This is a genomic window from Paraglaciecola sp. IT1134 (assembly GCF_058068185.1).
In genome coordinates, this window is the sequence record NZ_CM176486.1 from 612,288 (window position 1) to 625,605 (window position 13,318).

Annotated in this window: 14 protein-coding genes and 2 pseudogenes; 13 read left to right on the forward strand and 3 right to left on the reverse strand. The window is 41.5% G+C overall.

Annotation, left to right across the window (positions count from 1 at the left end):
• Positions 1–21 precede the first annotated feature (21 nt).
• The 9 genes from AC3RV5_RS02780 (at position 22) to AC3RV5_RS02820 (ending at position 5,111) form a co-directional block, all read left to right on the forward strand.
• Complete coding sequence (locus AC3RV5_RS02780; protein ID WP_489730470.1) at positions 22–450, forward strand: hypothetical protein; 429 nt, start codon at positions 22–24, stop codon at positions 448–450.
• 498 nt (positions 451–948) lie between these two features.
• Entirely contained in the window at positions 949–1,467 is a 519-nt protein-coding gene (locus AC3RV5_RS02785) for an AAA family ATPase (RefSeq protein ID WP_489730471.1), read from the forward strand.
• 141 nt (positions 1,468–1,608) lie between these two features.
• Positions 1,609–1,947 (forward strand): hypothetical protein, encoded by a 339-nt coding sequence (locus tag AC3RV5_RS02790; protein WP_489730472.1) that lies wholly within the window; start codon positions 1,609–1,611, stop codon positions 1,945–1,947.
• An 87-nt stretch (positions 1,948–2,034) separates the two neighbouring features.
• Positions 2,035–2,376 carry a hypothetical protein gene (locus AC3RV5_RS02795; RefSeq protein ID WP_489730473.1) on the forward strand — a complete coding sequence of 114 codons (342 nt, stop codon included), beginning with the start codon at positions 2,035–2,037 and terminating at the stop codon, positions 2,374–2,376.
• Between the two features lie 123 nt (positions 2,377–2,499).
• Positions 2,500–3,255: a hypothetical protein gene (locus AC3RV5_RS02800; protein ID WP_489730474.1), complete on the forward strand. Its 756-nt coding sequence runs from the start codon at positions 2,500–2,502 to the stop codon at positions 3,253–3,255.
• Between the two features lie 102 nt (positions 3,256–3,357).
• Positions 3,358–3,690 (forward strand): hypothetical protein, encoded by a 333-nt coding sequence (locus tag AC3RV5_RS02805; protein WP_489730475.1) that lies wholly within the window; start codon positions 3,358–3,360, stop codon positions 3,688–3,690.
• A gap of 102 nt (positions 3,691–3,792) precedes the next feature.
• Positions 3,793–4,221 carry a hypothetical protein gene (locus AC3RV5_RS02810; protein WP_489730476.1) on the forward strand — a complete coding sequence of 143 codons (429 nt, stop codon included), beginning with the start codon at positions 3,793–3,795 and terminating at the stop codon, positions 4,219–4,221.
• Positions 4,222–4,326: 105 nt separating this feature from the next.
• Complete coding sequence (locus tag AC3RV5_RS02815; protein WP_489730477.1) at positions 4,327–4,698, forward strand: hypothetical protein; 372 nt, start codon at positions 4,327–4,329, stop codon at positions 4,696–4,698.
• Between the two features lie 89 nt (positions 4,699–4,787).
• Positions 4,788–5,111, forward strand: a complete 324-nt coding sequence (locus AC3RV5_RS02820) for a hypothetical protein (protein ID WP_489730478.1) — start codon at positions 4,788–4,790, stop codon at positions 5,109–5,111.
• 22 nt (positions 5,112–5,133) lie between these two features.
• Here AC3RV5_RS02820 and AC3RV5_RS02825 read toward each other — a convergent pair whose 3' ends face one another.
• Positions 5,134–6,090: an IS110 family RNA-guided transposase gene (locus tag AC3RV5_RS02825; RefSeq protein ID WP_489732081.1), complete on the reverse strand. Its 957-nt coding sequence runs from the start codon at positions 6,088–6,090 to the stop codon at positions 5,134–5,136.
• A 342-nt stretch (positions 6,091–6,432) separates the two neighbouring features.
• Between AC3RV5_RS02825 and AC3RV5_RS02830 the strand changes: the two genes are divergently transcribed.
• The 3 genes from AC3RV5_RS02830 to AC3RV5_RS02840 all read left to right on the forward strand — a co-directional run bounded on the left by AC3RV5_RS02830 (position 6,433) and on the right by AC3RV5_RS02840 (position 10,104).
• On the forward strand, positions 6,433–6,738 hold the full coding sequence (locus AC3RV5_RS02830; protein WP_489730479.1) for a hypothetical protein: 306 nt from the start codon (positions 6,433–6,435) through the stop codon (positions 6,736–6,738).
• A 1,026-nt stretch (positions 6,739–7,764) separates the two neighbouring features.
• Positions 7,765–9,054, forward strand: a complete 1,290-nt coding sequence (gene ltrA, locus AC3RV5_RS02835; RefSeq protein ID WP_489730469.1) for a group II intron reverse transcriptase/maturase — start codon at positions 7,765–7,767, stop codon at positions 9,052–9,054.
• Between the two features lie 138 nt (positions 9,055–9,192).
• Entirely contained in the window at positions 9,193–10,104 is a 912-nt protein-coding gene (locus AC3RV5_RS02840; protein ID WP_489730480.1) for a hypothetical protein, read from the forward strand.
• Between the two features lie 96 nt (positions 10,105–10,200).
• Here the strand turns inward: AC3RV5_RS02840 and AC3RV5_RS02845 are convergent.
• Positions 10,201–10,617, reverse strand: a pseudogene (locus tag AC3RV5_RS02845) (group II intron maturase-specific domain-containing protein); the annotation flags it as partial.
• A 45-nt stretch (positions 10,618–10,662) separates the two neighbouring features.
• Between AC3RV5_RS02845 and AC3RV5_RS02850 the strand changes: the two are divergent.
• A pseudogene (locus tag AC3RV5_RS02850) lies at positions 10,663–11,742 on the forward strand (recombinase family protein); the annotation flags it as partial.
• A 510-nt stretch (positions 11,743–12,252) separates the two neighbouring features.
• On the opposite strand, the gene AC3RV5_RS02855 reads toward AC3RV5_RS02850, so the two are convergent.
• Positions 12,253–12,975, reverse strand: coding sequence for a reverse transcriptase domain-containing protein (locus AC3RV5_RS02855; protein ID WP_489730481.1), 723 nt, complete (start codon positions 12,973–12,975; stop codon positions 12,253–12,255).
• Positions 12,976–13,318: the final 343 nt, after the last annotated feature.

Below are 13,318 nucleotides of genomic sequence, written 5' to 3' on the forward strand. Positions count from 1 at the left end.
CGATTGCCTTACAAGGAAGTCATGGATATTAAACTAGTCGTTGCATTAATAGGAATCTTGGGTGTTGGTGCAAGTGCAATTATTCAATATTATTTAGGCCGTCAAAATGAGAAGAATAAGAAGGTTATTGAAATTCGTACTCAAGCCTATTTAGACTTATTGAATAGTGTTGCTGAAATAGCATCTTCCTCAAAACATGGTAAAAGTCGAAACTTAGAACAATTGAAAATGCTCACCCAAGCTAAATCAAGAGTCGCTCTCGTGGGAAGTGTTAGTGTTATTCGCGAACTACATGAGTTTTTCACTAAATATGGTGTATTAGATTCAGATGAAGCATTTAGGTCGTTCACTAATATAGTATTGGCAATGCGTGAGGATTTATCTGGGAAGAACAATGTCTCGGCTCATGTTCTTTCTGAGACATTGTTTGGTAGCAATAACCATGCATAACAAGCGCAGTCAATCTGACAGTCTCAAACTGTCACCTTTTGTGCAAAAATACGCACAAAAATCGCCAATTTAGCCTGCAGTTGCTGCGGGCGTTATAGCGACTTTGCTTTTCCGATTATTATTTAGTTGCCGCGTAGGGCTTTGGCTTATCAGTTTATGGCAAGCTAGTCCTATTTTGGGTGCTCGCCCGTTCACTTTTCAATCATCACACTTTAAATCTTTCTCGCGCGATAATGTGCATTTTCTCAAAGCTAAATGCATAATTTCATTGCGGTTTTGACCAAGGGTAGTTTAAGGTGGGGTAATAATTCTAATCATGTTGTTGTGTTAACAGGGCAGGCGGCATAGCCGCGATAGTTTACCGTTAACGCAATAACAAACGTATGTTTCGGACACATACTCGTTGGCTGAGGCTCGTACCTCGCAACTTTTGCCAGCAAGTATGTGCCGTAAATACGAAGCGTTATGTGACTCAGGAGAGTTCATCTGAAATTTACAATGATATACGGTCCTTCTGGGATCGGAAAAGAAAGTGTTGGACGTGAACTTGCTAAAAGAAATGGCTGGCATGTCTTTCCGCAACATCTTGCTTTTGATGTTGCGTGCGCTGTAATAGGATTTGGCAACGATGGTTTCGAGGCTTATCAACGTAAAATTTGTCTAGATGCTTTTCAAACACTTTATGAAAAAAAAGTTAAAGGCGTTGTTTTTACTTTCTGCTATGTTCACCCCTTTAGTAATTACTTTGTCGAAGGCCTCTTAGAGTTTCTAAATAAACCTGAAATAGATGCAAATTTTGTACGGTTATCCTGTGATTACAAAGTACATGTACAACGAGTCACAAATACAGGTCGCAAGAATACAAACAAAATTCAATCAAAAGAATATCTCGACGATTATTTAGAAAGGTTTGACTTCTCAGTTGATATACCCAAAGTGAAAACATTGCACATTGATAATACTGCAATAACCATTAAAGAATCAGCAATTGAAATAGAGAGAAGTATCGTCACATAACAAGCTGTTCAAGCAGGACAAATAACAGTTGGCTGGTTCCGCTCCGCTTCACATTTTAGCCAACTACAATTTGCCCCTTAACAGGGCGTTAGGTTTATTTGAGTTCTTGAGGCGTTAGGTTTATTTGAGTTTAGGTATTTTATGAGCATTAAAGAAAGAGTATTAAAAAGCGAATTTAATTTTTCAGAATTTGTCGACATCTTGACTAGAGATGGATACGTTACAGAGTATGATCAACCAGAATGTTGTTCACTCGCCACTCCAGTTATGGAAAAAACATCAGCTCTTCAGAGTGAATTTAATGAGCTATTTGAATTTTTCTACCCTCGTGAAGAAAATAACGTAAATCTACATTGCATAGCTACAAACACCGGTTTTCACTCCCAAGGTGAATATGCATATGCTCTTTACAACGATCATGTTATTTCTAGTGAGGAAGTAGAAAAAGAGCTAATTAAACAGATTAAGCGAAGAGCTTAAACCTAACAAGCAGCTCCACCGGTGAGCTGAGCGTTAGGCTTTCTATCAGCACATCGATAGGTTCACAATCAATAAAAAGGATAAATTATGGAAATTGCAGAAAAAATATTAGATTACCAGCTAACTCATGGTGTTTTCGATAATGCGACATTTCCAGGGACAGAAGGAATTGCTAAGCGTGCAGTAACTCAGGGGTTTAGTACGTTATCACCTAAACAAAAAGTAGTACTTGAGCCATACCTATCTACAACATGTTCAGGTGTCACTGATCCTGGAGGGTATCATAATGGATGTCCGGCTGAGTTAGATGGTGAAACACTGCTAGATGCGTATGAGCGATGCGATGACACAGAATCTTTAGTTTGCGAGGACTGCAATAATGAACAGGCGGATTATGCCCATCAATGGGATAAGATTTCTCGGGAATAAAGCCTAACAAGTTGCTCAAGCAGGACAAAATACAGCTGGTTTTTTGCTCGTGCCTCGCGAATTTTAACCAACTATATTTTGCCTGTTAGCAAGGCGTTATGCAAAAGGAGGCACCGAGTATTGATGACCATCGAAGACTGGGCTAAGAATATCATTGCCAGCGAGTTGAACATGCAAGTTGAAGTCTATGATAATGGCTCAGAGTCGGGAATGTATGATCTTATAATTGGGTCTGTGAGTGCTCCTGAATATGCTATTGAATGTATTGGTGCAGTTGATCCGGTCGCAACCCAAACATGGAACATTGGTCCAGCAAAAGGACCAATGAAAGTTCCTTTATCAAGCGATTGGCTTATTTCAATTAAGAAGTCGTCGAATATTAAATCGCTCAAGCGAAATATTGCTGATGTTATTAGGAAATGTGACAATTTAGGCCTTACAGAATATACGCCCGTTGATTGGCAATTAAGACGCTTCAGCGCAGAAATATTCAAGGTACTAGATGACTTGGGAATAACTTCCGTCCACATGTATCGAGCAACCGGAAGTGGTGATGTTCATTTGACTATGGATGGAGGAGGCGGCGCAGTCAATCAAAGTGGTGATGATGTAGCTTATTGGATTGGAGATTTTTTAAGCAGCGATGATAAAGCGGATGTTGTAAAGAAACTTCGAAACTCTAACGCGAAAGAAAAACATGCTTTTATACCGATTGTTCTTGGTGGTGCGCCTTGGAGTGTTGAATCTTATTTTCTCGGTGAAATGCCTCTTCCCAGTAAAGACCCAAAATTGCCTGAACCCATTACAGGTGTATGGGTTATGTTAAACGGCAAAGGGTTAAGGTACATGAAGAATCAGTGGCATGTATTCAGTTACTAAAGCGCATAACAATCCCAGTCACGGCGACGGCTTTTCCATTGCGGCTCCGCCTCCATTCCAAAGCCGCGCATGCTGCAGGCGTTATGTTTCACGAGGAAGCTGATGTATAAGCAAATCGAATATTACCTAATAAAGTACAGTAGGTTATTAGTTGGAATAGGTTTGATAGTTTCTGCTGCATATCTTCATCAAATAAAAATGGCACAGTGGGAACAAGAAGATCGTGTAAACAGTGCAATTATAGAGGGCTTGAAAAACGAAAGGTTCGATACACAGAAAGCTTTAGAGGCATTGGATGTTGTAATCAAAACAAGCGAGCAAAAAAAAGATACTTTGCAATCTTGTATTCGCATATTAGGTATTGTTGGTTTATTCATCATGTTTTTTACTTTCAGGGTAGAGAAACATAACAAGCAAATTAGCGGTGACACATAAACGTTGGCTGTGTTCACTGCGTTCCACATTTTAGCCAACGTTTATTTAGCACGCTATTTGGGCGTTATGTGTCTATTCAATCTATCGGCTATGAGGTTCTAATTGGCTAACCATAGTAAAAAAATAAATTTGGCTAAAGAGCAATTAGAAGATGCGATAGATATGCTAGTAAATGGAAGATATATATCTTGCTTAACTCTAGCTGGTGCGGCTGAGGAGGTCTTTACTGCTTTAGCTGATGCAAAGCTTGGTAAGAACCCTTTTAACATAATACATGAGTTAATTAACTACGATTTAGCGGTGGAAGGTCATCAACAAATATCTAGAGGTAAATTTCGTAAAGTTAGAAATAGCGCTAGAAATTTGGTCAAGCACCATGATCAAGGTGATGATGAGTCTGTGCATTTAAATAGGTGTGGTCAAGCAGTAGCCACACTTGGTCAGGCAATGATTTCTGCTGATATGTTAGAAGTAAAATACAAAAACAAAAGAAAATATAATGCTTGGTTAAAACAATATAGAGACACATAACAAGCTAATAAATAAGGACAAAAAACAGTTGGCTGTTTTCGTTCCTCAACATTTTAGCCAACAATTTTTTGCCCATTATTAGGGCGTTAACTGCCAATGAGAGTCATGGAAGAATTTAAGCCTAATCACATTCCGAAGAAGACGCGCATTTTCAATGTGATATGGGCGTGCTTCCTTATATTTTTGGCTATATATGGTTGGCTGTCTGGCAGCTTTTATTTTCCTGGTCGGGCTGGTAGTGATGGTGTTACGTTCACCAATTTAGGTTTAACTTTATTCATTTGCGCTTTAATCACCGCTGCAATAAATGCGCTTATGGTAGTTGTAGACCACTACGATAAGCGTAACAATGAAACACAATATAAAATGATTTCTTGGTATCTTAATATCTTTGGTGTCATTGTTATTATCAGCGCCTTTGGTTATCAATATATCCATAGTCAGAAGCCAGTGGTAGTTATTATAAATGGCAGTTAACAAAAACATCATGGTGGGAATTTTACTCGCTGGTAAAGCGCTCCTAAAATCCCCATATGTTAAGCGTTAGCTGTACAAGAGTATTGAGCATGGATTCACAGAAAGAGTATCAAGCAAGGAGAGCTATTTTTATTAAAATTATCCCTACTTGTTTTATTATATTCTTCACTTCTATCCTTCTATCATTTTTTATCAGTGGCTTTGAAGATGTATTATTTATCGTAGGCGTATTAGCTATGGCTATTGCTATAGCAATTCAAATGCTTATTAATAGGTGTCCAAATTGTGGTAAATCTCAATTTGGCACAATAACAATCAAAGGTAGATTAACTCGAACTAGAGGTTGGGTTTTAAATCCGATGTTTTGCCCATGGTGTAAAACAAAACTAAACGAGCCAAGTAAGTACAGCTAACAAGAGACTATGGCGTCAATAGTTAATTTGTAGCCTTTGGCGCTTCCCACATAACCCCATCTCTGAGCATTGAATTTAAGATGACGACCATCTTTCTAATGCACGCGATAATAGCCACTTTCTTGGGTTTACCTGCTGCAACTAATCGTTGATACGTTTCCTTAAATACGGGGTTACTTTGTATCGCTGACATCATAGCCATGTACAAAACAGTCCTGACTTGATGCCTGCCTCCTTGGATTTTCCGCAGTCCTTTATAGCGCCCACTTTCTCGATTCATGGGAGCCACACCGACTAGCGCAGAGGCTTGTTTGTTGGTCATGTAACCTAACTCTGGCAAGTTACTGATGATAGAAGCGGAGGCTATTTTTCCTATTCCTTTCATGCTCTGTAAGATGCAGTTCTTCGCTTGATAATCAGGACAAGACTCTATGAGAGCGACGATTTTATTCTCAATTTTGGTTATCTGGTTTTTGAAAGCGGTGAGAACAGGTTTAATGGTCATGGCGAGTTCTTTCGGCAGGATTTGTAGACGGTTCTTTTCCATCGTTTGCATAACCAATAATTGATTTCGTCTTGCAACTAAATCACTCATAGCCTGCATCGTTTCTGGCTTTAACTGAGATAACTTAGGCTGAATAGCCTCACCATAATGAGCAATTAGTTGAGCATCTAGTTTGTCTGTTTTAGCGCGCTGACCTATTGCCCCAGCAAAGCGTTTAATGTGAATAGGATTAGCCACGACGAAAGGCAAATTAGCGTTCGCACAGGCGACAATGAACGGCATTTCTAATCGGCCAGTCGCTTCAATGACAATGCGCCCAGGTGAATGCTGTTGGATTTTTTTAATGGCTTCTTTAATACCCTTTTCATCGTTAGAAACAGTGAAGTAAATATCGAGAGGGCGGATATAAATATCTAATTGAAGCTTGCCTGTATCGACACCGACGTTAACGCTTTGATTTGTTTTTGTATTTATAATAAGCTAACTCTTGCTTGCATAATGCGGGTTGAGACCCAGTAGACTATTCGAGTGTTTTGCTTGGAGTCCTTCGTGGCGTTCTTTCTTGTTATCGGTCTCTCAACTGAGGAGCCATCAATCAATCGAACTACCACAAAAGAAGGCTTTAGTTGCTGCTAAAGCTTGGGTCTCACTTTACCTCACCCCGATTAATATCAGGATAATTTACATGAGTTATTATCCATACAAGGCAATCAAGTCGGATTCGTAATAGTTGGCTCGTTCCGCTTCGCCCCATTTTAGCCAACTATTACTCACCGCTTATTGCGGCGTTATACGTTTCAATAGTTTGGAGGCAGAATGTTAAAGTGTTTTATTCTAATTCTATTTGTTTTTTCAGGTGTTACTTTAGCTGAAGATCAAATTACAATTTTTGTAAATGAATCAAGTTATTCTTTAGAAGGTAACCCAAAAGAGTTCGATTCAAAGTCTTTGGTACATGAGCTTAAAAATCAAAATGTGAAACGCGTATTATTAGCCGTTGATGTATGTGCTGGACCAGTAATTTTAGCAAACGTGTATGTTGCTCTTAGTGAATTAAATATTTCAAATGTCGACTTAAAAGGTGTTGGCAAGTTAGAAAAAGGCAGTTGTAAAAACGTATAACAAAACAATCAACATCGTTCGCTTTGCTCACTGTGAAAAAAACTCGCTCTCGCTATTTTTTTCACGTTATTGTAGGCGTTATGTTTTTAAGTGGGGGGGAAGATTGAAATTAACTGAATGTCCAAAATGCAAAGAGCCGCAAAAACTTTCGACGCTTTTACTTATCAACAATATGACGAACAAAAAATGCCATAAATGTGAATGTGTTTTGAATTATGATTCAGGAAAGTCTGCGCTGTTACTGGTATCGATTATATTTCCGGTTTTCATACTTGAGCAATTTAAAGATTATCTAGGCGATTGGTATATTGCTCTACTAGTAATTGGTTTTTTTATAGGCATATACTCTTACGTAACAAAAATTCCGTTGGTACAGAAAAACAAAACATAACAAAAACATCATGGTGGGAATTTTACTCGCTGAACAGCGCTCCCAAAATCCCCATATATTAAGCGTTAGTGCGTCAAGGAAGCTTGATGCATCTTGCAGGGTGTAAGTCCCTGTCGGGTAAGGTTTAGCCAGCCACCCGTATCGAGTCTTGCGCATTGCGCGGAGTCTGAGCAAAGGAAGTGCTTTGCTGTGTGAGGACACAATCAGATGAACAACCAATGTGAAGCGTAGACAGAGAATTATATAGGCCATAGGGAATACGTGTTCCTGAAGTGCTGGTATCGCTGGGATAATAAATAAAGTCCTGACTGACGAGGCTTGTAACGCCGTCGAAGTCCACGCAAAGCAACCATTATTCAAGATATTTGAAGCGGCAAGGTTGTGGCGAGTCAGTCCAGTTATCAAGCCGTGGCATGTATAAAGAGATGCATCAGGAACTTGAGAGAGCCAAAGGTGTTCCATAAGGAAATGGTAGGGTAGCTAAGCCACAAGCGAGGCCAACGATGACCCTTCGGCAGTCAGATCAGCCCGTAGTAGTCTGAGCAGGGGAAAGCCTTGTACATGGCGAAGGAGCTGACAGTTATATCAGGTGTTTAGCAGACACATAGGCCGGACAAAGTAGGGCTGGAACCACTATGACAACCGAACTAAACGCCATCACATTTAAATCACAAACCCATCCCCGCCACAGATTTCAGAGCCTATATGGATTGCTAGGTGACGATTTACTGTATCAAAGCTGGGAGCAACTGAATAAACGAGCCGCGCCAGGTGTTGATGGCATTACAGTGCCAACATACCAGCAGTCGCTTGTGGAAAACCTCACACGTTTACGTGTTGCACTGACAACCAAGTGTTATCGTGCGAATGACATTAAACGTGTCTTCATCCCAAAAAGTAATGGCAAGCAACGCCCATTAGGACTTCCAACGGTTGATGACAAGCTTGTGCAGCAAAGCGTAAGCCAGATACTGCAAAGTATCTGGGAAGCGGATTTCTTGCCAAACAGCTATGGATACCGACCGCAGAAAAGTGCTCATCAAGCGGTACACAGCTTGGCGTTAAATCTCCAGTTTAAAGGCTACGGTTATATTGTAGAGGCGGATATTAAAGGCTTCTTCGATAACATTGACCATGACTGGCTGATGATGATGCTCAAGCAGCGCATTGACGATAAAGCACTATTGAGCCTGATTGGACAATGGTTAAAAGCACGGATAAAAGCCCCCGATGGGACATACATCAAACCCCAACGTGGCTCACCTCAGGGCGGTATCATTAGCCCAGTGTTGGCTAATATCTATCTGCATTATGCATTGGATCTATGGTTTGAGAAGAAAGTAAAACCTCGCATGCGAGGCAGAGCCATGCTGATCCGCTACGCGGATGATTTTGTGTGCGCGTTTCAATATGCCAATGATGCAGAGCGATTTTACCGAGTGCTACCAAAACGGCTAAAGAAGTTCAAACTTGATACCGCGGCGGAAAAGACCAGTCTATTAAGATTTAGTCGATTCCAACCAAGTAGTAAGCGGCAGTTTGTCTTCTTGGGCTTTGCATTTTACTGGGGAGTGGATGTAAATGGTAAACCAAGACTACGGCGACGAACTGCAAGCAAAAAGCAGCAAACCAGCCTTAGCGAATTTTACCAGTTCATCAAATCCAAACGCTCGCAAAAGCTAGCGATGTGGTTGCCTCAATTAAAACGTAAACTGACAGGGTTTAGAAATTACTTCGGTCTGCCTGACAATAGCCGCAGTGTGAGCAAGTTGTACAACTATGTATTGCATAGTCTGTACAAATGGCTGAACAGACGCAGTGGTCGTCGGAGTTACAACTGGAGTAATTTTAAGAAGATGCTAGAGTATTTCCAAATACAGAAGCTACGAGTTAGCAAAAGAGTGATCAATGTTGACTGGTACTAAGATGGGCGTGATTTACACGCGTGAACATATAACTGAAGAGCCGGATGCGGTAATTCCGCACGTCCGGATCTGTGTGGGGTCGGCTCAGTAATGGGCCGCTCTACCACGATTGCTTACAATCTAAATCAAGGAGTCGATTTGAAATTTTTTATATCAATAATTATTGTTTTATTTTCTTCGTATACATTAGCTGCGAATGAAAATATCAATTTAGGATCTGGTAAATTCACAATTGAAGGTGGTAAGGGGCACGCAGAAAAAAATATTGATATTTATTATCATTTACCTAATTCCTATGATGAAAACACTAAAGTACTTATTGTTATTCCTGGAGCAGGAAGAAATGGATGGAGCTATCGTGACTCATGGGTTGAAGCCTCAGAAAAACACAATGTATTGATTTTATCTCCTAGTTATTCTGAAAAGCTTTATCCGAGGTTCTGGAATTACAACATTGCAAGAATGCTATCTGATGTAAAAATCAATAAAGCTAAAAGTGCAATAGAAAGCTATACAGTTGTTTCTGATTCCAATGAATGGATTTTTAGTGATTTTGATCGGGTCTTTGATTACTCCGTTTCTAAACTTAGCTTAACAGCAAAAAATTATGACATGTTCGGTCACTCTGCTGGTGGTCAAATATTACATCGTCTTGCTTTATTTGATTTAAAAAACAAAGCAAATCGAATCTTAGCGTCAAATTCTGGTTGGTATACAGTTCCGACTTTCAAAGAAAATTTTCCTTACGGTCTTAATAAAGGCGTTTCTACGCGAGAAAAAATAAGTTCAGCTTTTAAATCTAAGCTTACTCTTTTTCTCGGTGAACTAGACAATGAGCATGAAACTCGTGGGCATCTTGTAAGAAACCCACAATTGGATATTCAAGGCACTTATCGCTTAAGTCGTGGAAAGCACTTTTTCAAAAAATCAAAAGAATTAGCTTCTAATCTTAATGTTAAATCCAATTGGAATATCCATGTAGTTCAAGGTGTTGGACACGATTATAAAAATATGGGTAAAGCAGCTGCGATATACCTATATTCCGAGTAGTGTAAGCATAAATCGGGTAGCCGGAGGTCTCTAACCTCCAGCCCCCACAACACCCTGCACCGAAGCGTCGGCCCGGACGCCTCCGCACAGGGCGTTTCACTTAGGATAGTGAAGCGAAATCCAACCATCACGTAACGAATAAAGCCCTTCGGATTTTAAGTAATCAAGTGACAAAGCCTGATTGATCCCAGGGGATTTCGCACTGCGCCATGGTCCTTTGCTGGTGATGCCACAGGCAACTGCTGCTTGTACTCGCACCCGAGCGTCGGACCGTCCTAATCTCATTAAATTCCTTACTTTGGTACGTGGCTTACGCCACTGCCGCCAATAAGCCATTCTGACTCTGCGCCTGATCCAATGATCCAGATCGACACATCGTTGATAGCCATTAGCGATACCAAAGTAGTTTATCCAGCCGCGTAAATATTGGCTGATTTTAAAGAGTTGGTAGCGCATGGACACGCCCCAGTTACGGTTCGTTAATCTCCGGACTTGCTGCTTAAATGTCTGCATCACCAAAACCTCGAAAGTGGGTGGCAACGGATGAGCAATAATAAAATGGTCGCACTCTATGCTCGCGTATCATCAGACCAACAGGCTAAAAACGACAATGTTGGGAGCCAAATTGACTTACTAAAAGCGAAGATTGAAGCCGATGGAGAAACCCTCATTGAAGACATGATGTTTGTCGATGCGGGGATCAGTGGAGCTACCTTAATTCGCCCTCAACTGGAGAGACTCAGAGACGCCGCTTCTATCGGGATGATTGATTTGCTTTATATCCTTGCACCAGATCGGTTATCACGAAAGTACGCACATCAGGCGCTATTGATGGAAGAATTTGCAGGCTTAGGCATTAAGGTTCGGTTTTTGAATCATGATATCGGCAAAACACCAGAAGATGAAATGCTGCTTCAGATGCAAGGCATGTTTGCTGAATACGAGCGCGCAAAAATCATGGAGCGTAACCGTAGAGGCAAGCTCCACCGAGCTAAAGGCGGCAGCGTCGATGTTCTATCCAATGCCCCCTTTGGCTACCGTTACGTCCGTAAGCAACAGGGTGGGCAAGCAGCTCAATACATCATCGATTTACACCAGGCCACGACGGTGCGACAGATATTTCAGTGGATTGGCGAAGAACGGTTGAGCATAGGCGAGGTCAGCCGGCGTCTAAGTGATGCAGGAATAGAGACTCAAACAGGAAAAGCAAATTGGGATCGGAGCGTGATCTGGGGGATGTTACAAAATCCGGCCTACATGGGCAGAGCCGCCTTTGGTAAGACCAAAACCACAGAGTACAGGGATAGAATTCGTCCACAAAAACACAGCGCCGAAACACCAAAGAAGCCGTATTCAGTATCAAAAGCCAATCAAGAAGACTGGATAGAAATAGCGGTACCTGCGCTTGTTAGTGAAGCGCTATTTTTAACGGTTCAAGATCAGTTGGAAGAAAACAGGAAGCAAGCCCGACAACGCCGTAGAGGCGCTGCCCACTTACTTCAAGGGCTAGTCGTTTGCGGGCATTGCCATTATGCGTATTACGGCAAGAAAATCAGTCCATCGGCAGCTAGGGGTAAGAAAGCCTATGCGTACTACCGCTGCATTGGAACGGATGGTTACCGGTTTGGTGGGCAACGGATATGCGATAACAAACAAATCAGAACAGAAAGGTTAGATGAAATAGTTTGGCAGCAGATGGTCGATCTATTAAATCATCCAGAGCGATTAGAGAAGGAACATGAACGACGTCTGGATTTATTGCAACAGGATAAAAAAGCCAATGAGAAGTACGACACAATAGCGCTGGAAAAGCAAAAGAACCGTTTAGAAAAAGGTCAATCTCGGCTCATTGACAGCTATGCAGAAGGTGTAATCGACAAAGAGGATTTTGAACCCAAGATCCGTCAGCTAAAAAGTAAGATACAGCAAATAAACCAACAAATTGAAGTCTGCCAGCATAACAGCGTCAGCCAAATGGAACTATTTCTGGTCGTTAGTCGGCTAGAGGAATTTGCAAAAACGGTAGCAGAGTCTTTAGGTACCATCGACTTCAATAGTCAGAGAGAAATTATCAGAGCACTGGTGAAACGCGTTGAGGTTTACAAAGAAGAAGTTAATATCGTATTTCGTATAGAGCCGCAGAGTAATTTAGGCGGTAATAATGGTGCATCGACTACTAAGGGCAAACTTATGCAATATTGTAAGCGGAGTAATTGGCCCACCTTGAGGAACACCTTCTCGACTTTCACTATAAAACTGGTTATCGATAACTCCAGCTCGTAAGTAACGTTTCATCAATCTTAACAAACGCTTATCCTTCACTTTATAGCCAAGGTGCGTCATGAGTAAATCATGATTAACGCGGTCAAAGAACTTAGACAGATCAACATCGACTGTAAAACGGCGACCCGTTTTAATGATGCTTTGTACCTGTTTCACCGCTTGTTGCCCATTTCGATTTGGCCTAAACCCAAAGCTATTGTCTGAGAAGGTTGGGTCGAAAATAGGCGTAAGCACTTGAGCAATGGCTTGTTGGATCACGCGGTCAACAATGGTCGGAATTCCCAGCTGACGTTTATCGCCATCTGGTTTATCGATTTCCACTCGTCGAACGGGTGAAGGTTGGTAGCGCTCTGAACGAAGCTCAGATGCAATACGTTTCCAGTTTCCATCCTTTGCCCAAGCAGGGAAGTCATTGATGGTCATCCCATCAATGCCAGCAGCCCCTTTGTTGGCTCGAACTCGATTCCATGCAGCCAGAATATTGGCTGGTCGAAGAATAAGCTCAAGTAGATCTGCACTAAAGGCTGGCTGCTTATCGGTACGCTGAGTCACGTCGCTACCGGACGGTATGCGTGTATTCAAGTTCAATAAGGCTCCTCCTTTGTTCTAAATGTTCAGGTGGGGCGCCCATGCGACTTCACCGTGTCCCAACCATTACGATGGGCATTTGGCTACTATGCCGTCTGCTGACTTCTGCTTAATCATCAACAAAGTTACCCCTGTTGACGCTGTCGGTTTTCATCTCATTCGCTCCTTTGAGTCGATGACATTCAAAGGCCAAGACACTTATATACCAGAGTCTTACTGGTTAATTACCGATCGCTTGTTAAGCAGATCTCCGGAAGGCCGGCCCCACCCAGATAAGAGCATGAACTGTCTCTGCACTGCTGCATCATTTACGGTGGCCGTTAGATCACGTGGTTTCGTCGTC

What these genes read in the sequence shown, in the direction of transcription:
- AC3RV5_RS02780 (WP_489730470.1), top strand. Translation starts at nt 22, where the DNA reads ATGGATATTAAACTAGTCGTTGCATTAATAGGAATCTTGGGTGTTGGT.
- AC3RV5_RS02785 (WP_489730471.1), top strand. Translation starts at nt 949, where the DNA reads ATGATATACGGTCCTTCTGGGATCGGAAAAGAAAGTGTTGGACGTGAA.
- AC3RV5_RS02790 (WP_489730472.1), top strand. Translation starts at nt 1,609, where the DNA reads ATGAGCATTAAAGAAAGAGTATTAAAAAGCGAATTTAATTTTTCAGAA.
- AC3RV5_RS02795 (WP_489730473.1), top strand. Translation starts at nt 2,035, where the DNA reads ATGGAAATTGCAGAAAAAATATTAGATTACCAGCTAACTCATGGTGTT.
- AC3RV5_RS02800 (WP_489730474.1), top strand. Translation starts at nt 2,500, where the DNA reads ATGACCATCGAAGACTGGGCTAAGAATATCATTGCCAGCGAGTTGAAC.
- AC3RV5_RS02805 (WP_489730475.1), top strand. Translation starts at nt 3,358, where the DNA reads ATGTATAAGCAAATCGAATATTACCTAATAAAGTACAGTAGGTTATTA.
- AC3RV5_RS02815 (WP_489730477.1), top strand. Translation starts at nt 4,327, where the DNA reads ATGGAAGAATTTAAGCCTAATCACATTCCGAAGAAGACGCGCATTTTC.
- AC3RV5_RS02820 (WP_489730478.1), top strand. Translation starts at nt 4,788, where the DNA reads ATGGATTCACAGAAAGAGTATCAAGCAAGGAGAGCTATTTTTATTAAA.
- AC3RV5_RS02830 (WP_489730479.1), top strand. Translation starts at nt 6,433, where the DNA reads ATGTTAAAGTGTTTTATTCTAATTCTATTTGTTTTTTCAGGTGTTACT.
- ltrA (WP_489730469.1), top strand. Translation starts at nt 7,765, where the DNA reads ATGACAACCGAACTAAACGCCATCACATTTAAATCACAAACCCATCCC.